The following is a 22,449-nucleotide window of genomic DNA, read 5'->3' as shown; positions in this document are numbered from 1 at the left end:
CGGGTATCGCGTGTCGAGCGGCGTTACACTTCTTCCGGCAGCGCCGTCGAACTCCCGAGTTCCTCGTCGATCTCGGCCTCGGCCATCTTCTCGACGAGGGCGTCGATGACCGACTCCCGCCGGCCCTTGACGAACTTGATGGAGCCGACGACGAGGTGGCCGCCGCCGGAGACGCCGCCGCCGTCGACCTCCTCGGTCAGCTCGGTAACCATCCGCGGGATGTCCAGGCGAACGCCATCCGAGCGCAGGACGGCGAAGTCCGGGCCGTAGCCGATGGTGATGACAGGATCGCCCGTCTCGGCGACCTTCCGGTCGTGGATTTCGCCGGTCGTCTTGCCCGGGGCGGGGTAGGTGAAGCGGTGGGCGTGGTTCTCCACGTCGATTGTGTAGAGGTGCGCGCCGTTGTCGAGGCGCTCGTGCTCGACGTGGCTCATCGCGGCGTCGAGCTGGTCCTCGACGTCGCGTTCGGCCCGGTCGGCGAGGAAGTCGACGACTTCCCCGTGGCGGTCCCGGTCGTCACAGTCGACGTTCAGCACGTCGGTGATGAGCTGTTCGCCGGAGTTGTAGCGCAGCCAGTGGGTCGCGTAGTCCAGCGCTTCGCCGATGTCGCGCAGGTCGGCCTCGTCGTAGTCCTTCTCGGCGGCGAGGTCGATGTAGTCCCGCATCGCCTCTGCCTCGGAACGGTCCGATAGGCCCGCGACCGCGGGGACGTGCCGGAGGTCCTCGGTGAGGTCGGGGTCGATCATCCGGGCGAGTTCGACACACAGCATCCCCGTCGTGATGCGGTAGTCCTCGTCGTGGAGGTAGGGGTTGACGTGTTGCTCGATGAGTGGCTCGACGGCCTCGGGGTCCGGGTGGTGGTGGTCGACGACGACCACCGGGATGTCGTAGTGCCGGAGGTTCCGGTAGGCCGGCGTGTCCTCCTCGGTGGAGCCGTTGTCGAGCATCAGGAGCATCGGGAGCTTCTGGCCGTGGCGGGTGCGGTCCTCCAGCGCGAAGTTGAGGTCCCGGGTCACGTCCTCCATCTCGTAGTACGGTGCCTTGCTCGGCAGGCGCTTGAGGAGGTGCTGGGGCGCGCTGGCGTCCTCGTACTGGGAGGCGATGAACGATTCCAGCGCGACCTGCAGCGGCACGCTCGCACAGAGCCCGTCGCCGTCGGCGTGGTGTCGCATGCGAATCGGGCGGCCCGAAAGCACCGTCTTGCGGAGTTCGGTCGCGACTTCGCGGAGGTCGTCCCACAGTTTCTCGAAGGCGGGCCACTCGACCAGCGGCTCGACGTCGGCCGGCTCTGCGGCCTCGGCCAGTGCGTCGTCGAGGTCGCTCTCGATGTCGTCGGCTTCCTCACCGTCGAGGACGGTCAGCGATTCAGCCTCGACCTGCAGGCCGTCGTCGCGTTCCTCGGCGCGCCCGGAGACGCGGACGATGTCGTCGATTTCGACGTCGGGGTGGGCACGGACACCGGCCTCCTCGAAGGCGGCACACGGGACGATACCGGTCTCGTCGCGGACCTGGAACACAGTGGGGCCGCCGGTCTGTTTGATCTGGACGACCTGGCCCTCGATGATGACTGTCTCACCGGTCGCGTCGGCGAGATCGGCGACGGTGGTCGCGTTGCCGTGGGCAACGCGCTGTTCCTCGTAGTCGGCGACCCGTACTTCCTCGAAGCTCAGGTCGCCGTCGGGGCGGATCTCGCCGAGTTCGACGATGAGGTCCTCGCCCACGTCGTACTGGCCCAGAAGATTAGAGTCGTGGACGAGACCGGAGACAGCGTCGGAGAGATCGACGAACACGCCGTATTCGACGGTGCCGTTGACAGTTGCGTGGTACAGTGCGCCTTCTTCGAGATCGTCGGACGTACATTGGTCCGCGAGATCGTAGACGATGGTCCCGCCGTCGGGGACCGTAGCACCGTCACCGGTGCCAGTTGGCGAAGACATTTGTCAATCCTTCGGTGCTCCCCCGTTTGTACTCTTCGGAATCCGCGGAGGGACGAACACAACGCGTAAAAAGCGTCCGACCCGACCCAGTGGTATGGGGTTGTTCCGAACGAGCGGGATACTCGGGATCGCGGAGTCCGCACTCGAGTTCGCGCTCGCAGCCTCCGAAGAGGCCCATCCCAACGAGTATATGGGCTTTCTCCGGGGCGATGACGCCAGCAAGCTCGGGCTCGACGACGACGGGACCGTTCTGACCGACGTTCTGGTCATTCCGGGAACGGAGTCGAACCCGGTCAGCGCGACCGTCAAGACGAGCATGGTTCCGAACGACATGCGAGCAGCGGGGTCGATTCACTCCCATCCGAACGGCGTCCTCAAGCCCAGTGACGCCGACCTCGCCACGTTCGGGCGCGGCGACGTCCACATTATCATCGGCTACCCGTACGGTCGCGACGACTGGAAGGCCTTCGACAGCGACGGCTCGGTCGTCGACCTCCCGGTACTCGACGTCGAGCCCCCGGAGGAGTCCTTTTTCGATTTCGACCAGTCCGACATCGACGCGGAGCTACGCGAGGAGGAGTTCGATCAATGACCCGCGTCGTCGCACAGGGGACGTTCGACATTCTACACCCGGGTCACGTCCACTATCTACAGGACGCCGCCGACATGGGCGACGAACTGCACGTCATCGTCGCCCGCTCGGTCAACGTCACCCACAAGGAGCCGCCGGTCGTCCCGGACGAGCAACGCCGGGAGATGGTCAGCGCGCTCAAACCGGTCGACGAAGCACACCTCGGGCATCCCGAGGACATCTTCGTTCCCATCGAACGCATCGAACCGGACATCATCGCGCTGGGCTACGACCAGCACCACGACGACGAGCAACTCGAAGCGGCGCTGTCCGCCCGGGGCCTCGACTGTGACATCTGCCGGGCCAGCCCGCTGGAAGCAGAGGCGGCTGACCGGCTCCTGTCGACAGGCCGGATTATCGACCGGATTGTCGACGAGCGTAGCTGACTCGGTTCCGCAGTTCCCCCACTCTTATCAGTCCATTAGCAAAATTATTTTACGCTACTATATCCCTAATGTAATCGCCAGTTGGGACGATACAATGGGGATGGTCACAGTCAACGATGTCGATTCACGGTCGTACCGCGCTGTAGAGATACTGCTGCTCCTGCCGACGCTCCTGTTTGGATTCCTCGGTCTCGGGCTGATCGTTGTCGGGATAGGGGGCGAGAGTGTGGGTACCGGGCCCCTCGGGATGGCCAGCATCTTCGGGACGTTCGGCGTCTGGTACCTCGGCGGCATTGTTGTAGCGCTGATATCGTGGCTCGTAACGCCGGTTTTCCTCTACTTTGATACAAAGAAAGTGCAGGAAGCAGACGTGGACTGGGACCCGAATCCAGTCCTGTATGCGGTCGCCGGCTTCTTCCTCGGCTACCTGATGAAACTTCACCACCTGTACAAACGCCATCAGTATGTCGTCGACTGGGTCGACCGGGACTGGTGGTGGACGGTTGTCGCTATCGGGGCCGTGCTGCCGCCCGTCTGCCTCGCTCTTGGGGGCGTACTTGTTTCGAGCGGAAGCGTCGGTACCGGACTTGTTTCGATTGGGGTCGGTATCCTCACCGCGGTACCGTTCTCTGTCGCCATCTACCGCGATGCGACCTACGTTCGCCTTCAGTCCGGGACGTGGCAGCCTAATCCGGGGAACTACGTCAATCTCGGCGTCTTTTTCCTGGTTCCCGGGCCGATAGTGTACCCTATAATCGGCTGCTACTACCTGTTTCGTCGCCACCGGGCTATCGGGACACTGTAATCGGTGACGCAGCCGTCCCTGTTCCGGCCCGAGATACGAACGTGGTGCTCACAGTTCTTGGAGGCATGATGTGAGTGAGTCCCGGTTCCAGTCTAACCCCAGGATTCATCGCGCAACAGTGACAGCCGCCTCCGAGACGATACGCTCACCGGAACTGTCGATGCCGACCGCAACCGCCAGCGCGCACTCGCCGGACGACGCGTCGTCCGAAGGGCCACGGCCAGAGTACCGGTACCCGAATCAGCGACAGGGTCCCAGACTGGCTCGGGCGGGTAGGACTCCCGAACGCTGGTCGGGGCAAAACCGCTCGCAAAACGACAGTTCGCGCGTCAGATCAGGTCGGCCTCGGCGAGGCGGTCGACGGCTTCCTGCAGGCGCTCCTTGCTGTTTGCGTAGGAGATGCGAGCGTAGCCGGGCGTCCCGAACGCGGTTCCGGGGACGGTGGCGACCTGGGCCTCCGAGATGGCCTGGTCGCACCACTCGGTGTCGTCGCCGTCCGGTGCAATCTCCGGCATCATGTAGAACGCGCCCTGTGGCTCGGGGACGTGGACGCCGTGGTCCTCGAACAGTTCCATGAGGAACTCGCGGCGCTCGGCGAAGGCCTGGCGCATCTCCTCGACGGCGTCGTCCGTGTTCGTGATGGCCTCGACGCCGGCGTGCTGGACGAAGTTCACGGCACAGGAGACCGAGTGCGAGTGGACCTTGCCGGCCTGGGAGATCAGCTCCTCCGGCCCGGCGAAGTAGCCCAGCCGCCAGCCGGTCATCGAGTAGGCCTTCGAGAAGCCGTTGAGCGTGATAGTTCGGTCTTCCATCCCCTCGAGGGTTCCGAGCGAGACGGCTTCGACACCGTCGTAGGTAATCTCCTTGTAAATTTCGTCGGAGATGACCGTGATGTCGTGCTCGACGGCGAGGTCGCGGACGCCCTCCATCGCCTCGCGGGAGTACACCGCGCCGTGGGGGTTGCCCGGGGAGTTGACGACGAGCAGTTCCGTCTTGTCGGAGACGGCGTCGGCGAGGTCGTCCAGCGCGCCTTCGAGCTGGAAGTCGTGGGCGGCGGTGTCGACGCGGGTCAGCGTCCCGCCGGCTAGTTTCGCCATCGCCTCGTAGGACACCCAGGCCGGGTCAAGCAGGGCGACTTCGTCGCCATCGTCGATGACGGTCTGGAATATCTCGTACAGTGCCTGCTTGCCGCCGGGCGTGACGATGAGGTTGTCCGGGTCGTACTGAGTGAGGCCGTCATCGTGGAGCTTGTCAGCGATGGCCCCTTTCAGTTCGGGGATGCCGTTGGAGGACGTGTAGCCGGTGTGGCCGGCGTCGAGTGCGTCCTTGGCGGCGTCTTTGATGTTCTCCGGCGTGTCGAAGTCGGGTTCGCCGACGCTCAGGTCGACGACGTCTTTCCCCTCGGCCTCAAGCTCTGCGGCCTTGTTGCTGATCGCGAGGGTCGCGCTCGGTTCTACACGTTCGACGCGGGAAGCGAAGTCCATAGTCATTGTTCGAGTTCCGTGGCGAGGTCGATCGCGCTCTGGACGGCCGAGGCCCCCTTGTCGGTTCGGGCCTCGGCTTCGTCCTGGCTCATGCCCGGGCCGATGATGCCCAGCGTGACGGGGGTGTCGCGGTCGAGGGACACGTCGGTCAGCCCCTGTGCGGCGGCGTTGCCGATGACCTGGTCGTGGTCGGTGTCGCCGCTGATGATCGCGCCGAGGACGGCCACGGCGTCGACGTCCGACCGGCGCGCGAGCCGGTCGGCTGCCAGCGGCGTGTCGTAGGACCCGGGGACGTCAATCGCTGCGACGATCTCGGCGTCATTGTCGGCAGCGGCCTCGTAAGCCCCGTGCTCCATCTCCTCGATAACTGCCCCGTGTTTGTCGTACTGGGCGACAACCAGCCCGAGCTGCACCATACCTGATTCCCGGGGAGGGGCGACTAAAGAACTACCGTTCCGTGCCTGCAAAGCCCTAGACCGCTGTGCCGGCCGCTGCGACGGAGCAGTAGCTTAAAAACATGTTATAGAAACCAGAAGGATTCTAATGCCTCATGTGCTTGAGCCAGATATGGCTGAGTCGTCCCCGCTGTCTGCCCTCCACGATTTCCGGGACCGGACCCGGTCCTGGTTCGCGGACGACCCCCGCGCCACTGTGAAGCTCGTCGTCGCTGTGACGCTTCTCGGACTCGTCCTCAGAGTCGCGGCGCTCGGGAGCCGCGTCGCTCACTTCGACGAGGGCCGCGTGGCCTACTGGGCGCTCCATCTCCGCGACTCCGGCTCCTTTGCGTACCGCTACATCATCCACGGCCCGTTCATCCAGCACGTCGATAGCTGGGTGTTCACCGTCGCCGCGCCGACTGACTTCACGATGCGGTTACCGGTGGCGATTGTCGGCGGCCTCCTCCCGCTGACAGCGCTGCTCTTTCGCGAACACCTCCGGTCCGACGAGACTGTGTTCATGGCCGTGTTTCTCGCACTCAATCCGGTCCTGCTGTACTTCTCGCGGTTCATGCGCAGCGACGTGCTGGTCGCGGCATTCATGTTCACCGCCTTCGGCCTGCTCGTCCGGTTCGTCGATACCCGCAAGGCGCGCTATCTCTACGGCGTCGGGGCGTTCATGGCACTGGGGTTCGCCTCGAAGGAGAACGCCATCGTCTACGTGCTGACGTGGCTCGGCGCGACCGGTCTCCTGCTGGCGAAGGTGCTCGTCCTCCCGAACGGCTACCGCGACGCGTTCGGCTTCCTCCGTGGCGTCCCGACCGTCGGCGCAATCTGGGGGCGGATGGCGGGTCGCGTCCGGGCGGACGTAGGACTCGTCGTCGGCACGGTTCGCTCGTTCCGCGACCGCCACGACAGCGCCGCGTCCGTCCTCGCGGCGTACGCGAGCCACATCGTCCTCGCCGCGCTGGTGTTCGGCCTCGTCTCGCTGTTCTTCTACGCCCCTCGCGGGGCCGGCGTCGCCGGCATCGAACACCCGCCAGCCCCTGCCGCAAGCGGCGACGTGAACTTCTGGTCAGGCGTGACGAACCCGTCGCTGTTCCCGGAACTCGTCGGGACCACCTGGGAGCGCGTCGTCGACCAGTACAGCGAGTGGTTCTCGCCGGCCTCGGAGAAAGCCACGACCACTGAGACGGGCCTCGTCGAGTCTATCGAGACGTTCTACGAGAGCGTCGACGGCCACTACGAGGTACTGTTGAAAGCGCTGGGCTACACCGCGGCACCGCTGCTTCTGTTCTCGGCGTTCGGGTACGCGCTCGACCGGCTCGGAACCGTCGAGCCGCGCCATCTCGTCCCGTTCGCGGCCTACGGCGGCTACGTCTCGATTCTGGGGTACCCCATCGGGACCGACATCGGCGCGCCGTGGCTCGCCGTCCACGTCGTCGTCCCGCTGTCGATTCCGGCCGCCGTCGGGCTCGCCGCCGTGATCCGGTGGGGGAACGAGTCGCTGTCGACTGACGACGTGACGGGCGCTGCCATCGCCGCCGCTATCGTCCTGCTCGTTACGGCCCTCGTCGTCAACACCGCTGCCACGCGGGTGTACACCAACGAGCACCTGGAGGGGAATCCGCTGGTCCAGTACGCCCAGCCACAGGAGTCGCTCCGTGACGACCTGGCGGAGATGGACCGAATCGCGACGGCCAGCGGAAACGGCACTGATGTCGTGATGTATCACGGGGAGCGCGGCGACGCCTACGACGGCGACGACGCCTACGTCAAGGAAGACCGCGGTGAGTGGAACGACTCGTGGTGGAACACCAGACCGACCTGTCTGCAGTGGTACAACTCGCTGCCGCTGCCGTGGTACTACGCGGCCGACGACGTGAACGTCTCGTGTGAGAACCGACCCGACACGCTCGCCGAACAGGCGCAAGAAGACCAGCCGCCGATAGTCATTACCCAGCAGATCGACAGCACGGTCCCCACCGAACGGCTCGAAGCCGCCGGGTACGTGCCCAAGACCCACCGAATGCGAACGAAGTACGGCTCGAACGACATGACGGTGTGGGTCCACGAGTCCTACGGGCGAGAACCGAACGGTTAACCCTGCTGCTGTGAAAGCGCGCGGTATGACGCTCACGTCACCAGGGCCGACCGTCGGCGTGGTCGGCGGTGGCCAACTCGGCCGGATGCTCGGCGAGGCGGCCGCGCCGCTCGGCCTCGAACTGCTCGTGACCGACCCGACGCCGGACTGTCCGGCAACACCGGTCGTCCGCGACCAGATCGTCGGCGACTTCGACGACGAGGCGACCTTGCGGGAACTCGCCGAGCGCGCCGACTACCTCACGTTCGAGATCGAACTGGCCGACCCGGACGTTCTCGAACGGGTCGCCGAGGAGACCGGGACGCCGGTCCACCCCGCGCCCGAGACGCTCCGGACGATTCAAGACAAACTCGTCCAGAAGCGCCGGCTGTCGAACGCTGGCGTTCCGGTCCCCGAGTTTCGCGCCGTCGACACCGCCGCCGACCTCCGCGAGGCCTGCGAGGAACTGGGCTACCCCGCGATGCTCAAGGCCCGGACCGGCGGCTACGACGGCCGTGGGAACATCCGCGTCGAAGGCCCGGAAGCCGTTGCGGACGCTGTCGACGACATCGCCGGCCCCGCGATGGTCGAGGAGATGGTCGACTTCGAGCGCGAACTCGCGGTCATGGGCTGTCGCGGTGCGGACGAACGGGACACGTTTCCGGTCACCGAGACGATTCACCGCGAGGAAATCCTCCGGGAGTCCGTCGCGCCGGCCAGAGCGTCGAAAGCCGTCCGCGAGCGCGCCCGAGACGTCGCTCACGACGTGCTCGACGTGATGGACGGTCGCGGCGTGTTCGGCATCGAGCTGTTCGAGACGACCGACGGCGCGATTCTGCTCAACGAGATCGCGCCGCGACCGCACAACTCCGGCCACTGGACCATCGAGGGCTGTCACACCTCGCAGTTCGAGCAACACCTGCGGGCCGTCACCGGCCAGCCGCTGGGATCGACCGACCAGCGGTTCCCCACTGTGTCGACGAACATCCTCGGGGACGTTTCGGAGCGCCAGTCGGCAGCATTGCGGGGCGAAGACGGGATACTGGAGACGCCACGGGCGCACCTGCACTGGTACGGCAAGCGCGAGGTGTACAACCTCCGGAAGATGGGGCACGTAACGCTGACGGCTGACGACCGCGACGGCCTGCTCGCCGACGCGCGCGACCTCCGCGACGGACTGACTTTCGAGTGACCGCGACGGACTGACACCGGGGTTCTCCGCAGTCCAGAACCGAGCGGTCTTTGACTATGCGGTCCTGAGTCACGGTATGGAGCGACGGGATCTTCTCCGTGCGGCCGGCCCGGCGGCGGTCGCAGGGCTCGCCGGCTGCCTCGGCGGTGGGAGCGCTGACACCGACTACGACGTGGGGATGTCCGCGAAGGCGTTTCGCCCGGTTCGCATCGCCGTCGAACCGGGGACGACCGTGCGGTGGCTCAACACGAGCAAACAGGGCCACTCGGTCACGGCCTACGAGGACGACATCCCCGACGACGCCGACTACTTCGCCTCCGGCGGCTTCGACACCGAACAGGCGGCCCGCGACAACTGGGGGAGTTCCTCCGGCGGGACGATGTACGAGGGCCAGGAGTTTACCCACACCTTCGAGGTACTCGGCGAGTACCCCTACTTCTGTATCCCGCACGAGCGAGCCGGGATGGTCGGGACCGTCGTCGTGACCGAAAACCCCGAAACGGTGACGAGCGGCGAGTAGCGGCGCTGTCGCTTTTGTCGAGTCTTTTTCCTGTCTGCGCTGAGTGGGTCCTCTACGCGCTGTTTTGGGGTATCGGTCGCTAACTCCGACCGTCGGCAACAGCGTCACAGAAGAGGGGCAGGTCCGCTGCGTCGCTGTCGGGCTCGGTCTCTCACTGCGGCAGAAAAATCGAACGTCGGTGCTGGAACGCGTTAGGCTTCGACGTCGACGTCTTCCTCGTCCACGTCGACGGCTGTCTCCTCTTCGGCGGCGACTTCTTCTGGCCGCGCTTCGAGCGTGGTCTTCTTGATCTCGACGCGTCGGAGCGGGTAGATGTCCTTGGCTTCGCCGTAGATAGCCGAGGAGAGACGCCCTTCGACGACGCTGTCGATCAGCTGTTCGAAGGTGCGGTCTTCGGCCGTCTCCCGGACGAGGTCGATCATCGTCCGGCGGATGGCCTTCTCCTGGGAGGCGTCGGCCTTCTTCGTCGTCACGGCGACCGGCTGAATCTGGACGCGGTAGTCGTCCGTGGTCAGCACGGTGATGTAGGCCTCGACCTTCGAGGAGCCGCGGCGGACGAGCGAGCGGAGGTAGTCCCGCGTAAGTTCGTGGCGGATGAACTCCGTGTACGCCGAGTCCGAGGCGACCTCGTTGATCTTGAAGGTCAGCTTCGTGTTGTTCTCGCTGGCGTCGTTGGTCAGTTCGCCGAGCGTTGTTTCGATGGTGCGTCCGAGCACCTTGTCCGGTTCGTCTGCCGGTGTCTTACCGAGAACCTCCCGGTCGAACTGCTCGGGAGCCTGCACGGTGTACCACCGTTTCTGTTCTGTGCGCTTGGAAACGCTTCGTTCACTCATGGTTGGATTGTGTGTGTTGGTCTGCGAGCTGTGCTGCAACCCGGATGTTGACGACGTAGTCGTCGACAGTCGCCTGCAGGCCGCCGGTCGAGTCCCGCTCGACGGTCGTGACCACGGTGTCGCCCTCGATGCGCGTGGTCATCTCGTCGGTGTTGTCGGGCCGCACCGCGCGTGCGACGCGTTCGGGCGAGTCGTGCGTCGTGCGAATCTCGGCCCGTCTCATACTGCCTCCCGGAACGCTTCGATGAAATCGGCCGTCGAAACGTCGAACCGAGCGCGTGCCCGGTCGCCTGTTCCGACGGCGTCGCCGCCGACCGTCTCGGCGGCGGCGTGCATCGTCTCGGACACGTCCCGGCCGTCCGTGGCGCGGGCCGCGGCCGCCGTGTCGGTGACGACGAGCGTCACCGGCTCCGGTGCGTGGAAGTCCGCGAACAGTCGAGCGACGGTGCCGGTCGGCATCGCGTCGCCGCGGGCGACGAACAGGCCGTCGTACCGGCCCGTGGTCGCCTCGGACACTGCTTCGTGGGCGCGCGCGGCGTGACTGCGCCAGGCGGCCAGCGCGTCCTCGCGGACGGCCTCGTGGCCGAGCGCGAGCGCGACGGCGGTGCCCGGCTGTTCCCGTGAGACGGCGTCGAGTACGTCGGCGTAGCCGCCGACCGTCTCGAAGGGGCCACCCATCGTCGGGCGGAGCGCGCGTTGGACCGCGTCGGCGGCCCGTGGCGGCGCGTCCGCAGTGACAGTCAGGGCGACCAGCGACGCGAGGCGTCGGTGGTCGTCGGCCGAGCGGTCCGCAGACTGGTTCGCGTCGGCGCTCAGGTCAGCGAGCGTGGCCCGTGCTGCATCGGCGTCGCCCGAGAAGGGCGCGACGAACAGCGTCGAGTGGGCCAGCCCGTCCGCGAGGTCCGTGCCCGGCACTGCGACGCCGGGTCGGCGGTCGAGTCCCGCCTGCTCGGCGGCTTCGGCGACGGTCCCGTCGACCTCTCCGGCGGCAATCGTGCCGGCCAGAGCGAGCGCGGGGTCAGCCGTTCCGCCGAGTTCGCGGGCGGTCTCAAAGGCAGTCGCGGCGGCGCGGTCGGTCAGCGTCACGTCGGCAGTCGGCTGCGTGCGACCGATGGCGACAGTGATGTCGGTTTCCGTGGTCCGGTCGGGGTCCTCGAACGGGCGGACGACGCTCGCCTGAAACGGCGTGTCATCCAGTGCCCGTGCCAGCAGGCCAGTCGCGGCCAGCGCCTCGCCGGTCGCATCGCTGACGAGGCGCACAAAGGTGGCCTCACTGAGCGACCCGGCGAGGTCGCCCGGCGACGTGGCTGGCGTCGGTTCCCGACCGGTCGCCGACATTTATTCGAGACCCAGCGCTTCGACGGCGTTGTCGTAGCTGTAGGTGAAGTCCTCGTCGACCTCGTCACCGCGGTAGTAGTCGATGAGGCGTCGGATCTTCGACTGCGTGTTCTGGAGCGCACGCTTGTTCTGGTAGTCTCCGGGGTTCTCGTCCATGTGGTCGCGCAGGCGGACGGCCCGCTCGAGCAGGTTCCGAAGGTCTTCCGGCAGGTCCGGCTCAGCTTCGTTCTCCTCGAGGATCTCGGTGACTTTCTTGCCGGTCGCGAGCGAGACGTCAGGGATCGGTGTCCCCTGAACGCCCTCGTCGCGCAGCTTCAGGCCGATCTCGCTGGGCGAGTGGCCCTGTTCGGCCAGTTCGACGACGCGCTCTTCGATGGCGTCCTCGTCGACGTCACTCCACTCCGGGGGTTCGTCTGCCGCCGGTTTGTCCGAGTCGGACGAACCGCGACGGCGTGTATGCATTCGTGCCATTGTAATCTGGTTGGAACCGCACGAACCGCTCTCGTTACGAGGCGTATTGGCACTGTACAGTGCCGAACACGGCCGCAATCCCGAGCTGTGAAAATTCACAGCGAGTCAGATTTGCGGTCGTGCTGTTCCCATCTCCCTTTCTGAGAGGGCGCGACTAAACCGTTCCGCTTCCCGGTCGCGTCTCGAAACGGCGATACCATCGTCGAATCCGGTCCACAGCCGAAACACTTCGTAGTATTACAATTGATAACCTGCCCGACTCCTTTAAGTAATTTGTCGGGGTAGATACGCGTAGTATGGGTAGCGCTGGGCGGGGACTCGGCAGTCGCGGGCAAAGTGCTCCGCTCGGGCTAGCACTGGTTTTCGCGGTGATGATCATCTCGACGACGGCGGTCGTCGCACTGGGTGCCGACGCGATTACGAGCACGCAAACGCAACTCGACGTGGAACGAACTGAGAAGTCGCTGACGGAGCTCAATTCCAAAACCGCCCTCGTGGCACTGGGACAGACGGACGTGCAGCAGGTCTCCCTTCCCGCGAGCAGTTCGAGCACCTATCGTATCGACGAGAACGCCGGGTGGATGAACGTCTCCTATCAGAATACAACGTCCGGGAGCCGGACGACTGTGTTCAACGAATCGATGGGTGAGGTGGCGTATCACGGCAGCGACGAGACGCGACTCGCGTATCAGGGAGGCGGCGTCTGGCGGTCAACCGGTGACGGAACGTCGGTGATGGTGTCCCCGCCCGAGTTCCACTACCGGGACGCGACGCTGACGCTCCCTCTCGTGACAGTGAGCGGGTCCGGGACAATCAGAGACAGCGCGTCGATCACCCACAACCGAACAACGTCGCACTTTCCGAACACCACGCGAAACGCGAACTTCACGAACCCGCTGGAAGACGGGAAAGTCAATGTTACCGTCCAGAGCGAGTACTACCGGGCGTGGGGCGGATACTTCGAGGAGCGAACGGACGGTGACGTGACGTACCATCCCGACAGCAGTCGTGTTTCGATCGTTCTCAAGGTCCCTGCAGGGCCGCGAAAAGTCCGGAACGCCGTCGCCGCGACGAGTGATTCCGGATCGATCAAACTGAGCGGGAACGATGCATTTACCGACAGCTATACGTCGGCAGACGGGGACGGGTACGACGCCTCCGAGGCCGGTGACAGCGGCAATCTCACGACGGCAGGTGATGTCACCGTCACCGGGAGTGCGGAACTGAACGGGAACATCACCTCGGGCGGTCGCGTCGAATTCAGTAGTAACTCGATGACGTTCAACGGCAACCGGGTGGAATGGGCGGACGCGTTCGAGGACAAACACGGAGCGTGTTCGGGGTCCTGCTCCGACGAACAGATCAGTTCGTTCGGCGACACCACCAGTATCAACTCCCACGTCGACACACAGGTCGACGACCTGTCGTCGTCGAACGATAACGGGGGAACCATAGCCGACGACGGCGTTATCGACGGCACAGAGGGGGCGACGACACTGTCTGCTGGTAGCTATCACGTCGGCAGGATCGACCTGAGCAACGACGTCGAGTTCGACACGACTGGTGGAGATGTGATCATTGGTGTCGAGAACTACGTGAGCCTGAACACCGGGAACGATATCACGGTGTCCGGCCCGAATCAGGTGAAGATATACGTAAAGGGCGAGTCGCCCGCGTCGGGCGGGAGCGCTGACGGCTATCACTTCTTCACACGGGCGAGCGAGATCAGGACAACCGGCGCGGTCAGTGAGCGGTCGACGCAAGTGTGGATCTACGGCAAAGATAATCTCCAGGCCCGGATGGAGAAGAAAGGGTCAGATAAGTCCAGAGTCACCGGCGTCATCTACGCGCCGGGGGGAAAGACCGGAACGAGCACGCTCGAGATATGGAAGAGCGAACTCTACGGCGGTGCGGTCACCAGCCAAGTCGAACTGGAAAAGGGTGGCAGAGTCCACTTTGACCGGGCACTCAAACAAGAGCGCACAATTCCCAAAGACACGAGTGTAGTTGCGATCACCTATCTCCACATCTCGACGAACGACGTCAATATCACGTCCAATTGACCGCCGACACACCTCACTTCATCACTACCGTAGCACTTGGCGTCGGTCGGTTTTCGTTGTGGCTGCCATAGACAGTCGCTGGTGGCGACTATCGACGAGGTGGCCAGCAGCCTTATCAGCTGTGATAACTACTGTCGGATAATGCGATTCCCCTGGGGTCAGGGTCGGGGTCACCAACGGGCACAATCAGCCCCGCTCGGGCTGATACTGGTTCTCAGTCTCGTCATCGTCGGTTCCGGCGTCGTTGTCAGCCTGGGAGCGACGGCGCTGGTCGATACTGAGGCCGGGCTCGACGTCTCCCGGGCGGAGACGGGGATGACCCAACTGGACTCCCAGGCGGCCCTGGTGGCGCTTGGGAACGCCGACAGCCAGCGGGTGTCTCTCGTCGGGACGGACAGATCCACGTACCGAATCGACGACACTGCCGGTCGGATGACCATCAATATCACCAACCACTCTGCTTCGCCCCCGACCACTGTCACGCTGATGGACGAGCGCCTCGGCGCGGTTGTCTACGAAAACGGGAACCAGGAAGTCGCCTATCAGGGCGGCGGGGTGTGGCGGCGCTCCGACAGCGGCAGTGTCATGGTTTCACCGCCGGAGTTCTACTACCGGGACGCGACGCTGACGCTCCCACTCATCACCGTCCGCGGTGACCGCTCGCTCGGCTCGCGGGCGAGTATCTCGAAGGACGGCACGACGCAGGTGTATCCCGACCAGGCAGCTGGGAACATCAATCCGCTGGATACCGGGACGGTCAACATCACCGTCCAGAGCGAGTACTACCGGTCATGGGGGCGCTACTTCGAAGAGCGGACCGACGGCGACGCGTACTACGACCACGAAAACGACAGCGTGACCACGACACTGGTCGTGCCGACGGGGCCGCGAGAAGTGACGAGCGCCGTCGCGGCAACGTCCGCCGGCGGACAGATTACGCTCTCCGGTAGCGGTACCGACCCCGCTCGAACGGACAGCTACAACTCGTCTGTCGGCGACTACTCGACCTCACAGGGGTCGTTCGGAACGATCACCACAGCCGGTGACGTGTCCGTGAAAGGGAACAGCGAGGTGGACGGCTCCGTTCGGTCCGGTGACGGAGTCGAGGTCAAGGGAAGCGGCGTCGTCACCCGTGACGTGGAATACTCGACTACCAAGCATATCAAGGGCACTGTCAACGGCGATGTCAGACAGATCTCGGGCGTCGAGGGAGCCGGCGCTATCGACGGCCTGGTGAACCGGCGAGTCGCCAACGCAAGCGATACCAATGACAACGGCGCGACCAGCAGCATTTCGGGGAACCAGCTCGACAGCGGCGACCAGACGCTGGGCGCAGGCACCTACTACCTGGAAGACCTGACGCTAAGCGGCGAGACGCTGACGATTAACACTGGTGGTGACGACGTGACCATCGCCGTCCGGGACTACGTCTACATCGAGAACAACGGGCAGATAAAAGTCAACGGTGGCGGGAAAGTCCGCCTCTACGTCAAAGGCGAGGCAACGTCCGCCAGCGGTCACCACTTCCACATCTATCGCACCGGGGACGTCAACATCGACAACGCCAATAACTCCAAGCAGTTCTGGGTGTACGGTCAGTCGGACTTCGACGCCGTCATCGAGGGGGACACCGATACTCCGCAGTTCGAGGGCGTGATTTACGCACCCGCCGGCGGCGTCGGTGCCAGCAGCGTCTCACTCAAGAAGGCGGAGCTGTACGGCGGCCTCGTCGCCGGGTCAGTCACGGTGGATAACGGGGGGTTGGTCCACTACGACCGGGCGCTCAGAAACGAACGCGCCGTCCCGAAGAACACGAACATCATCCGGCTGACGTACCTCCACGTCTCGAAGAACCGGATCAACGTGACCAGCGGGTAGTCGACCGGCTACTGGTCGATGTCGACCGCAATGTCGTGGTAGACGACGTACGTCCGCTGGATGCCGCCGGAAGACGACGTGAAGTTACACCAGCCGTCGGCCCCACAGGCGAACCCTTCCTGCTCGAAGTACGACTGCCAGAGTGCCTCGCGCTGTGGAGTCGAGTCGACACTGACGTTGACGTGTTCGATGTTCCCACCGGTATCGGCGAACGAGACGTTACTGCTCCGGTGGTTCGTCCGGACGAGCACCGTCGACCCGCCCAGGCTCTGCTGGCCACTGGCGGTCGTGCCGACCACGGTGATGAGCACGCGGTCGTCTGAGACGAGTATCGGTGGCGTCCGTTTTTGTATTCCGCTGTCCCGGTTCGTCCGATACACTGCCCCTGCCTCGTAGACGAGCTCTCGCTCCTGGTTGCCGGCGTAGATTATCGGTCGTATCTCCCAGGTCCCGACGTCTTTGGGGGCAGTCCCGTCGTGGACCTGTACCGATATCGTCGTGTTTTCGCCCGTCCTGAGCGTGGCTTCACCGAGACTGACCTCGGTCGCACGGCTCGGTGCCCCCTGTCTGTGAAGGTCCGCGATGTTGTCCGAGAGCACGTCGAATGCCCGTTCGGCGTTCTCCATCTGCTCCGCGTCCCGAGCGTTCTGTAACGCCCCCAGCCCGCTCACTGAGACGAGTATTATCGATGCCACGATGAGACTGAACACCAGGGCGAAGCTCAGCACCTCACTTACGGCGCGGTCAGCCATCTCGCACCTCCAGTTGATCGTTCGATTCGTCGTAGAACACGGTTATCACACCGCCGCCAGCACTGGAGTCCCCCAGGTCTGTCCGGGTTTTGAGCGACACAGTCACCGACACGTCCGGCGACGTCGATTCGAGCGCGAGTTCATCGGCGCCGGCGTCAATCGAAACCCGGTAGCCGGTTCCACTCACCCGCGCCGGGAACGTGTGATTCAACCGCGCAGTCGGGTCGTTGTCGGCAGCGACCACCAGCCGGTCGATACGCGCGATGTCGGCGGCGACCTGCTGTCCGATGACTTCGAGTTCGTCCCTGATGACCTGCTCCTGCCGATTCTCGACGAAGTTACCGCCGGCAATGAGGAGCCCGGACACCAGAATCGAGGCGATGGCCAGGCTCAGCGTGTAGCTCAGCGTCGTCGAGACGGCACGGTTACGACGCATCCGGCTCACCCGGGGCCACCCGTATCTTTGCTTCGTACCGGAGGTTCGACGTGTCGTAGCGGTAGCGGACGGTCACATCGTAGATTGCGGTCGTGCTGAACGGCGACGCTGGCGCTGTATCGAGCGTGTAGGCCCGCTTGCTATCGCGGACAACCATCGAGTAGTTCCCCCTGATCTGGTCGCCTGACTCGTAGGTGATGTTGTACTCGTCGCCGACGCCGTGGGCGAACCGCCCGTCGAAGCTCCCGCCCTGGAGCGCGAGACACGGTTCACCCTGCACTGTTCCGCCAGTCACGTCGATGTGGGCGTACGGCTCCTCGATAGGGACAGCACACGTCTGTGTGCCACTCGGTGTGTCGACTTCCACGTTGACCGTCCCGCTGGGTCCGACATCACCCCAGACCCGCATCGTCCATTTCGGGTTGCCGCCGGTACCGTTCGCTACGACGACGAACTCGCTTCCCGAACTGGGGAGCTGTGTCGCGTTGATGACGAACCGTCTGGTCGCGTTCGTTCCGTCACCCGGGCGCGTGACCCGCTCTCTGACCATCCAATCGGCGCTCGGTGTCGCCTCGCCGGATTCAAACAGTGACGTGTTGGTCTGGGCGATCCGCGTGCCGTAGGTCGGCGAGCCGGCGAGCGTGACGTTCACCAGCGTCCCGCTCGTGACTCGCTGGCGTTCCGTCTGTGTGCTGACGGTCCGGATGCTCTCACGCACACTGGTTTCGAGTGTTGTTTGGGTCGAGTGGTTGTACCTGTTCGCCGCGGTGACACCCTGCCCGACGTTCGTCTCCACCATCGCCCGCATCTCCAGCGCGTCGTTGCTCCCTGCAACCTCGCCCCGACTCGCGAGGTTCTGCGTGTAGATCGCGGAGTTGACGACCAGCGCAAGCCCGATGAACGTCACCGCCAGGGCCAATGCGGCGATAAGGATTATCTGTCCGCGTTCGTCGTCTAGATGCGCCACGCGACCACCTCCACGCTGACGGTGTTGTAGACGTTCTTTCCGGTGTCCGAAACCGTATAATCGGTCGCTGGATCCCCGATCCGCGTGCTGTTGCGCGTCCCGTCCGCATCACGCAGATGGTCGTCGTCCATGAGCGTGATTGTGTGGCTCGCACGCACCGCGTTGTCGCTCGGTTCGCCGCTGTAGACGTAGCGGGTCGTGACGGTTCGCTCCTGCGTGTTCTGGAACCTGAGATAGACGTTGTACGCGATTCCCCGCTGGTCGAACGCGCGTTCTAGCAACTCCCCAAACCGATTGTCCGGCGGCCCGTTCGTGTAGTATTCCCGACCACCGGCCGTGTTGTGGAACTGCGCCGTGCTGTTGTCCCAGTAGAGCACAGCCGGTTTCAGTGCGTCCTCTGCCGCCGCCGAGGCGAGGACCCCGTGACCGATCGCCTGCTGCTGGTTCTCGATGTGTTGACTCGACGTGCTCGCCGACAGCGGCGTCACCGCTGTCATCTGTAGCGCGAACACCAGACTTGCCAGCAACACCATACCGCTGACGATCGCTTCGAGCGTGTGTGCCTGCGCGCGCATGCTACCACATCACCACGCGTACTGTGACATCCTGCCCGTTCAACGAGACCACTCGCAACGCAGTGACCGACGCGTCGTTGTTTGTCGGCGGGTTCCCACCAGTCGTGAGTACCGTCCCACAGCCGGCCCCAGCTTCGACGAGTGCCTGATTCGCTCCATCCCAGCACAGAATTTCGTCGGCGGCTGGTGTCCCCGTCGCGTTCCCCCGGATTGTGACGTTCACGTTTTCCCGAGCCGGGTCGAGCCCGACCCGTTCCTCCGCACTCCCGCCGGACTCGTAGCCGCATCCTGACGGTGGTGCGTTCCCAGCGAAGAACTCGCGCGTACAGTGTTCGTTCAGGACGTACGGCTGCTGTGGCGAACCGAGCATCCCCATTGTGAGCCCATCGGCGACTCTGTCGGTCGTGACTGTCTCCTCCTGAACCCCCGCAGAAAACGGTGACAACAGCCCCGGAATGAACAGGAAGATGAATATCAGGACGCTCAGAAACAGGCTCATACCGATCGCGAAGTCCAGCGTCGTCTGCCCACGCCGGTGCTCTTCGATCCAGAGTGACCGGCCGACACGCCGGTCGTTAGACTGCGTCTCGTTTCTCCTACGGTTCATGAGCCTGATTCACTAAACTGAGATTACTGTAGGGATGGCCTCAGTCGTTATAGCCATTATGGCCGTACTGTAACACCAATTACCAGACTTCTACGCACTCTGCGAGGCCGACGCAATACTGGTCTAACTAAGACCATGGGGCCGGTTCTCTATGTCCCGGTGCTTCGATGGGTTTAAGCAATCCCATCGGGAAGCAGACAATGCACGCAAGGGCTCGTAGATCAGGGGTAGATCACTCCCTTGGCATGGGAGAGGCCCCGGGTTCAAATCCCGGCGAGTCCATCCGAATTTTACTGTCGTACACGGGGAATTAATAACACGGCGAGAGCGCCGTTTCTCCCTGTTTTCAGCACAATCAGGTTTCGAGAAACCTCCCCGGAGAAAGAGAGTTCACCGGGAATCCGGATGCACCCCTCGCAGTAACGCGATTATTCCGAGGGAGTACGGTTCTCTGACACTTCCCGGAGGTGGTCGGCGTGTCGCCTAAACGCGACCTCGCCCAGCCCACCGACTGGCCGTTCGCTCGTGATGAGTTCGTCCGTGCGTCTCGCCTCCTGGAGGCGACCGATGACGATGTTCGTCGATCTATCAAGCGCGTCGAGGACGGTGGTCAGCAGTGACGGATTGGTCGAACTACGTCCAGTACCGCTGTCCACTCTGTCAGGACAACTGCATCAACAGGGCCGACCATCCAGCGACGGAGGCAAATCGCTGTAAACAGTGCTACAGTGTCCCCTCGGCAGACACCACAAGCGAGGGCGCGGGAGAGCTGGCACGCCCGGAAGCGCAACGGAGTGAGCATCCCGGACCGGAGGGCGAGCGCCAATCGCACTCCGCACCAGCTCGACCAACTGGAAGCGCCCCCACGCGGGGCGACCCGGAAGCCCGAGCGTTCCCCCCGAACCCGGAGGGTGAGGGGAATCCCAACAGCGACACACTGGGCAGCCGACGAACGGACGCCCGTTCTGATGGTCCCAAATGAGCGTCGTCGAGCCGCCGGGACACCTGGGCGGTCTCGACCTCGCCGATAGATGTAACACTCCCGTCTTAGCAGACCTTCTCGAAGAGCGCGATCTTCTCGGTCACGGCCAATTGCTCGATGGAACTCTCACAGAACGCGACGAAGATCGCGTACGCGTAGCGAAGTTTATTGCGGCGCATCCGGAGGGTACACCGCTGTCACACGTTGTTTCTTACGCTGTCAAAGGTGTCTCACCAGAAGTCTGCGAGCGCGTTGAAGGCTCGGACCCCGACTACCAGTTTGCATATCGCTTTGTCGACGATCTTGTAGCCCCTGAAACCCCCTACGTGCGGAAATCCGAGTCTGCAGGGGTTCTGATGGTGACCCCGACCCTCCGCCTTCTTGACTTGATTACAGAAGGCATTACTCAAACAGCCAACGAAGAGGGCATCAAGTACGACAGGGAGTTTCTCCGGAACTACCTCTCTAAGGTCGATTCTGTAGACGATGACCTCCGGGAGCTACTGAAGGACGGTTTTACATCCTACCTCAATCGCATCAAAGACTACAAGCTCCTGTTCGATGTCCACTTCGTCGACCGGCGTGGTGGCGAGTCCACCAAGCGGATGACGAAGGATTACAAGACCCGATTCAACGACCAAGGCCGCGTTTCCAAGCAGTTTGCCCGGTTCAATGATGCACTCGAATACGGCTACGAAAACGCTGAGAACGCCGTCCTGGTCACGCTGACGACTGACCCGAAGCGCCAAGACTCGCTGCTCGACGGAATCGACTCTATTAACGAGAACTTCAATCGGCTTCTGTCGTACTTCGACTCGGACCCGTCGACGAAAGCCGATACCCGCGACCCGAGCGTTCCCGGCTGGCGTCCCGACCTCGACGACGACGTGACCGGGCGACCGCGCGACCGACCGGACTACATCAAGGCCCTGGAGTTCACTGAGAAAGGATACCCGCACCTGCATGTGCTGTTCTTCGACGTGCCGACCCGCCAGCAAGACGGACTGCCGTGGCTGTGCGACAAGCCGGAAGTAGCCGAGAAATGGGCCGACTACGGCCAAGGCGAGATCGTCGACGTGTACCCGCTGACGTACCGCGACGACCTCGACGAGCTGGAACCAGAGTTCCAGAGTGACGAAGGCTTCGTCGACTGGTATCGCTTCGGCGACCACGATCACGGCGAAGACTGGGTACGCGACCGTACCAGGTCACACGAGCTGATAGAGTTTGGCGATGACGGCCACGAGAAGGAATCAACCGCTGGCGCGTATCTCGGAAAGTACCTGAGTGCGACGTTTGGTTCGCTGCTTGACGCTACGGAGTCCTTTGAGCAGGGTGACGAAGATCGGGAAAATTATGATGATAAAGCGGCTACTTGGAAGCTCGCGTTGTACTGGGTGACAAACCGGCGCTTCTGGTCATGTTCACGGTCGATTACGGAGGGGATCGACCCGAGCGACCACCTGCAAGATCCGGACGTACGTGAAGCCGTGCGCTGGTGTTCGCTTGATTCAGTGAAAACTTCCATTGAGAGTGAAATCCGTGATAGCCTTGCACGCCGGCAGTGGACCAACCTTGATAACCTTGATGCTGCTGTAGAGCGGGCTATTTCTGAAGTGGAACGTCCACAAGTACGTTCAACGCTGCCAAAAGATCCCACATTTCGGTGTGTTATTGACTATATTGGAGCATATTCGTACTGGGATCTTCCCAGTAATGAACTAGGTGAGAATAATAGTGAGTTTGAACAAGTTGCTAAATTTACCGACAGCGCCTCTATGTGAATATACAGTCAGAATAAGATCTCGGACGGGTATCACCGGACTATATTAGCATTAATATTAGTATTTAAACTACATCGAATAAGATAAAAATAAAGCAAAAAGCCATAGTTCTAGTCGGGAGAGTTATTACGCCATAATTTTGTAATTAAATCATGCCTGACGAAATACTGTCCAATCCTTATGATTTCGGCTCTCCAATAAAAACCCGGGAAAAGTTCGCGGATCGAGAAGAGGAAAGGAAAAAATAAAAGAGTATTTGCAACTGTCAGATACGGAAGATCCATCTTA

General features: G+C 63.2%; 22 protein-coding genes and 1 tRNA gene. 10 read left to right on the top strand and 13 right to left on the bottom strand.

Going from position 1 to position 22,449, the window contains the following annotated elements; all coding sequences use genetic code 11:
- Positions 1-23 precede the first annotated feature (23 nt).
- On the bottom strand, positions 24-1,937 hold the full coding sequence (locus tag VI340_RS09270) for a DHH family phosphoesterase (RefSeq protein WP_336329216.1): 1,914 nt from the start codon (positions 1,935-1,937) through the stop codon (positions 24-26).
- 94 nt (positions 1,938-2,031) lie between these two features.
- Here VI340_RS09270 and VI340_RS09265 point away from each other — a divergent pair, with 94 nt between their 5' ends.
- From VI340_RS09265 to VI340_RS09255, 3 genes are all read left to right on the top strand, one after another.
- On the top strand, positions 2,032-2,529 hold the full coding sequence (locus tag VI340_RS09265; protein WP_008313067.1) for a Mov34/MPN/PAD-1 family protein: 498 nt from the start codon (positions 2,032-2,034) through the stop codon (positions 2,527-2,529).
- Complete coding sequence (locus tag VI340_RS09260; RefSeq protein WP_008313068.1) at positions 2,526-2,954, top strand: adenylyltransferase/cytidyltransferase family protein; 429 nt, start codon at positions 2,526-2,528, stop codon at positions 2,952-2,954. Before VI340_RS09265 ends, VI340_RS09260 begins: the two co-directional genes overlap by 4 nt.
- 94 nt (positions 2,955-3,048) lie before the next feature.
- The gene (locus VI340_RS09255) at positions 3,049-3,759 is read left to right on the top strand and encodes a hypothetical protein (RefSeq protein ID WP_336358247.1); all 711 of its coding nucleotides are present in this window, start codon (positions 3,049-3,051) and stop codon (positions 3,757-3,759) included.
- Between the two features lie 329 nt (positions 3,760-4,088).
- Here the strand turns inward: VI340_RS09255 and VI340_RS09250 are convergent, their stop codons facing one another.
- Both VI340_RS09250 and ribH read right to left on the bottom strand, forming a co-directional pair.
- Positions 4,089-5,249, bottom strand: coding sequence for a pyridoxal phosphate-dependent aminotransferase (locus tag VI340_RS09250; protein WP_336358246.1), 1,161 nt, complete (start codon positions 5,247-5,249; stop codon positions 4,089-4,091).
- The gene (gene ribH / locus VI340_RS09245) at positions 5,246-5,659 is read right to left on the bottom strand and encodes a 6,7-dimethyl-8-ribityllumazine synthase (protein WP_008313074.1); all 414 of its coding nucleotides are present in this window, start codon (positions 5,657-5,659) and stop codon (positions 5,246-5,248) included. The genes VI340_RS09250 and ribH overlap by 4 nt, the downstream gene beginning before the upstream one ends.
- Positions 5,660-5,810: 151 nt before the next feature.
- On the opposite strand from ribH, the gene VI340_RS09240 reads away from it, so the two are divergent.
- From VI340_RS09240 to VI340_RS19845, 3 genes are all read left to right on the top strand, one after another.
- A complete protein-coding gene (locus VI340_RS09240; RefSeq protein WP_008313076.1) occupies positions 5,811-7,784 on the top strand; it encodes a flippase activity-associated protein Agl23 in 1,974 nt (657 codons plus the stop codon).
- Between the two features lie 25 nt (positions 7,785-7,809).
- Positions 7,810-8,955, top strand: a complete 1,146-nt coding sequence (locus tag VI340_RS09235; protein ID WP_336329219.1) for a 5-(carboxyamino)imidazole ribonucleotide synthase — start codon at positions 7,810-7,812, stop codon at positions 8,953-8,955.
- A gap of 232 nt (positions 8,956-9,187) precedes the next feature.
- Positions 9,188-9,475, top strand: coding sequence for a plastocyanin/azurin family copper-binding protein (locus tag VI340_RS19845; RefSeq protein ID WP_394324897.1), 288 nt, complete (start codon positions 9,188-9,190; stop codon positions 9,473-9,475).
- 191 nt (positions 9,476-9,666) lie between these two features.
- On the opposite strand, the gene VI340_RS09225 is transcribed toward VI340_RS19845, so the two are convergent.
- Genes VI340_RS09225 through VI340_RS09210 form a run of 4 tightly spaced genes read right to left on the bottom strand, consistent with a single transcriptional unit; the run spans position 9,667 to position 12,117 of the window.
- Entirely contained in the window at positions 9,667-10,308 is a 642-nt protein-coding gene (locus tag VI340_RS09225) for a 30S ribosomal protein S3ae (RefSeq protein WP_008313082.1), read from the bottom strand.
- Positions 10,301-10,531, bottom strand: coding sequence for a KEOPS complex subunit Pcc1 (locus VI340_RS09220; RefSeq protein ID WP_336358245.1), 231 nt, complete (start codon positions 10,529-10,531; stop codon positions 10,301-10,303). Before VI340_RS09220 ends, VI340_RS09225 begins: the two co-directional genes overlap by 8 nt.
- Positions 10,528-11,646, bottom strand: a complete 1,119-nt coding sequence (locus VI340_RS09215) for a hypothetical protein (RefSeq protein ID WP_336358244.1) — start codon at positions 11,644-11,646, stop codon at positions 10,528-10,530. Before VI340_RS09215 ends, VI340_RS09220 begins: the two co-directional genes overlap by 4 nt.
- Positions 11,647-12,117 (bottom strand): 30S ribosomal protein S15, encoded by a 471-nt coding sequence (locus VI340_RS09210; RefSeq protein WP_008313088.1) that lies wholly within the window; start codon positions 12,115-12,117, stop codon positions 11,647-11,649. It abuts the gene before it with no gap.
- A gap of 296 nt (positions 12,118-12,413) precedes the next feature.
- Between VI340_RS09210 and VI340_RS09205 the strand changes: the two genes are divergently transcribed.
- Complete coding sequence (locus VI340_RS09205) at positions 12,414-14,180, top strand: DUF7289 family protein (protein WP_442905120.1); 1,767 nt, start codon at positions 12,414-12,416, stop codon at positions 14,178-14,180.
- Positions 14,181-14,321: 141 nt separating this feature from the next.
- The gene (locus tag VI340_RS09200) at positions 14,322-16,058 is read left to right on the top strand and encodes a DUF7289 family protein (protein ID WP_336358243.1); all 1,737 of its coding nucleotides are present in this window, start codon (positions 14,322-14,324) and stop codon (positions 16,056-16,058) included.
- A gap of 8 nt (positions 16,059-16,066) precedes the next feature.
- Here the strand turns inward: VI340_RS09200 and VI340_RS09195 are convergent, their stop codons facing one another.
- The 5 genes from VI340_RS09195 to VI340_RS09175 are packed head-to-tail and all read right to left on the bottom strand — an operon-like array spanning position 16,067 to position 19,395.
- Positions 16,067-16,810, bottom strand: a complete 744-nt coding sequence (locus VI340_RS09195; RefSeq protein ID WP_336329225.1) for a DUF7289 family protein — start codon at positions 16,808-16,810, stop codon at positions 16,067-16,069.
- Positions 16,803-17,246, bottom strand: a complete 444-nt coding sequence (locus VI340_RS09190) for a DUF7266 family protein (RefSeq protein ID WP_336329226.1) — start codon at positions 17,244-17,246, stop codon at positions 16,803-16,805. Before VI340_RS09190 ends, VI340_RS09195 begins: the two co-directional genes overlap by 8 nt.
- Positions 17,236-18,213: a DUF7261 family protein gene (locus tag VI340_RS09185; RefSeq protein WP_049943097.1), complete on the bottom strand. Its 978-nt coding sequence runs from the start codon at positions 18,211-18,213 to the stop codon at positions 17,236-17,238. Before VI340_RS09185 ends, VI340_RS09190 begins: the two co-directional genes overlap by 11 nt.
- Positions 18,201-18,788, bottom strand: coding sequence for a DUF7288 family protein (locus tag VI340_RS09180; RefSeq protein WP_008313098.1), 588 nt, complete (start codon positions 18,786-18,788; stop codon positions 18,201-18,203). The genes VI340_RS09185 and VI340_RS09180 overlap by 13 nt, the downstream gene beginning before the upstream one ends.
- A gap of 1 nt (position 18,789) precedes the next feature.
- A complete protein-coding gene (locus VI340_RS09175) occupies positions 18,790-19,395 on the bottom strand; it encodes a DUF7287 family protein (protein WP_008313100.1) in 606 nt (201 codons plus the stop codon).
- Between the two features lie 210 nt (positions 19,396-19,605).
- Here VI340_RS09175 and VI340_RS09170 point away from each other — a divergent pair.
- Positions 19,606-19,677, top strand: a tRNA-Ala gene (locus VI340_RS09170).
- 146 nt (positions 19,678-19,823) lie between these two features.
- Here the strand turns inward: VI340_RS09170 and VI340_RS09165 are convergent.
- Positions 19,824-20,051: a hypothetical protein gene (locus VI340_RS09165; RefSeq protein WP_336358242.1), complete on the bottom strand. Its 228-nt coding sequence runs from the start codon at positions 20,049-20,051 to the stop codon at positions 19,824-19,826.
- A gap of 322 nt (positions 20,052-20,373) precedes the next feature.
- Here VI340_RS09165 and VI340_RS09160 point away from each other — a divergent pair, with 322 nt between their 5' ends.
- The gene (locus VI340_RS09160; RefSeq protein WP_336358241.1) at positions 20,374-22,161 is read left to right on the top strand and encodes a hypothetical protein; all 1,788 of its coding nucleotides are present in this window, start codon (positions 20,374-20,376) and stop codon (positions 22,159-22,161) included.
- Positions 22,162-22,449: the final 288 nt, after the last annotated feature.

This window comes from Haloarcula sp. CGMCC 1.6347 (assembly GCF_037078395.1).
Taxonomy (GTDB): domain Archaea; phylum Halobacteriota; class Halobacteria; order Halobacteriales; family Haloarculaceae; genus Haloarcula; species Haloarcula amylolytica.
The sequence above is the reverse complement of the archived record's forward strand: the minus strand, read 5'-3'. Positions and strand labels throughout refer to the sequence as shown.

Bases quoted from the DNA above. Each gene is read 5' to 3' on its own strand.
- VI340_RS09270 (WP_336329216.1), bottom strand. From the start codon at position 1,937: ATGTCTTCGCCAACTGGCACCGGTGACGGTGCTACGGTCCCCGACGGC.
- VI340_RS09265 (WP_008313067.1), top strand. From the start codon at position 2,032: ATGGGGTTGTTCCGAACGAGCGGGATACTCGGGATCGCGGAGTCCGCA.
- VI340_RS09260 (WP_008313068.1), top strand. From the start codon at position 2,526: ATGACCCGCGTCGTCGCACAGGGGACGTTCGACATTCTACACCCGGGT.
- VI340_RS09255 (WP_336358247.1), top strand. From the start codon at position 3,049: ATGGGGATGGTCACAGTCAACGATGTCGATTCACGGTCGTACCGCGCT.
- VI340_RS09250 (WP_336358246.1), bottom strand. From the start codon at position 5,249: ATGACTATGGACTTCGCTTCCCGCGTCGAACGTGTAGAACCGAGCGCG.
- ribH (WP_008313074.1), bottom strand. From the start codon at position 5,659: ATGGTGCAGCTCGGGCTGGTTGTCGCCCAGTACGACAAACACGGGGCA.
- VI340_RS09240 (WP_008313076.1), top strand. From the start codon at position 5,811: ATGGCTGAGTCGTCCCCGCTGTCTGCCCTCCACGATTTCCGGGACCGG.
- VI340_RS09235 (WP_336329219.1), top strand. From the start codon at position 7,810: ATGACGCTCACGTCACCAGGGCCGACCGTCGGCGTGGTCGGCGGTGGC.
- VI340_RS09225 (WP_008313082.1), bottom strand. From the start codon at position 10,308: ATGAGTGAACGAAGCGTTTCCAAGCGCACAGAACAGAAACGGTGGTAC.
- VI340_RS09220 (WP_336358245.1), bottom strand. From the start codon at position 10,531: ATGAGACGGGCCGAGATTCGCACGACGCACGACTCGCCCGAACGCGTC.
- VI340_RS09215 (WP_336358244.1), bottom strand. From the start codon at position 11,646: ATGTCGGCGACCGGTCGGGAACCGACGCCAGCCACGTCGCCGGGCGAC.
- VI340_RS09210 (WP_008313088.1), bottom strand. From the start codon at position 12,117: ATGGCACGAATGCATACACGCCGTCGCGGTTCGTCCGACTCGGACAAA.
- VI340_RS09205 (WP_442905120.1), top strand. From the start codon at position 12,414: ATGGGTAGCGCTGGGCGGGGACTCGGCAGTCGCGGGCAAAGTGCTCCG.
- VI340_RS09200 (WP_336358243.1), top strand. From the start codon at position 14,322: ATGCGATTCCCCTGGGGTCAGGGTCGGGGTCACCAACGGGCACAATCA.
- VI340_RS09195 (WP_336329225.1), bottom strand. From the start codon at position 16,810: ATGGCTGACCGCGCCGTAAGTGAGGTGCTGAGCTTCGCCCTGGTGTTC.
- VI340_RS09190 (WP_336329226.1), bottom strand. From the start codon at position 17,246: ATGCGTCGTAACCGTGCCGTCTCGACGACGCTGAGCTACACGCTGAGC.
- VI340_RS09180 (WP_008313098.1), bottom strand. From the start codon at position 18,788: ATGCGCGCGCAGGCACACACGCTCGAAGCGATCGTCAGCGGTATGGTG.
- VI340_RS09175 (WP_008313100.1), bottom strand. From the start codon at position 19,395: ATGAACCGTAGGAGAAACGAGACGCAGTCTAACGACCGGCGTGTCGGC.
- VI340_RS09160 (WP_336358241.1), top strand. From the start codon at position 20,374: ATGAGCGTCGTCGAGCCGCCGGGACACCTGGGCGGTCTCGACCTCGCC.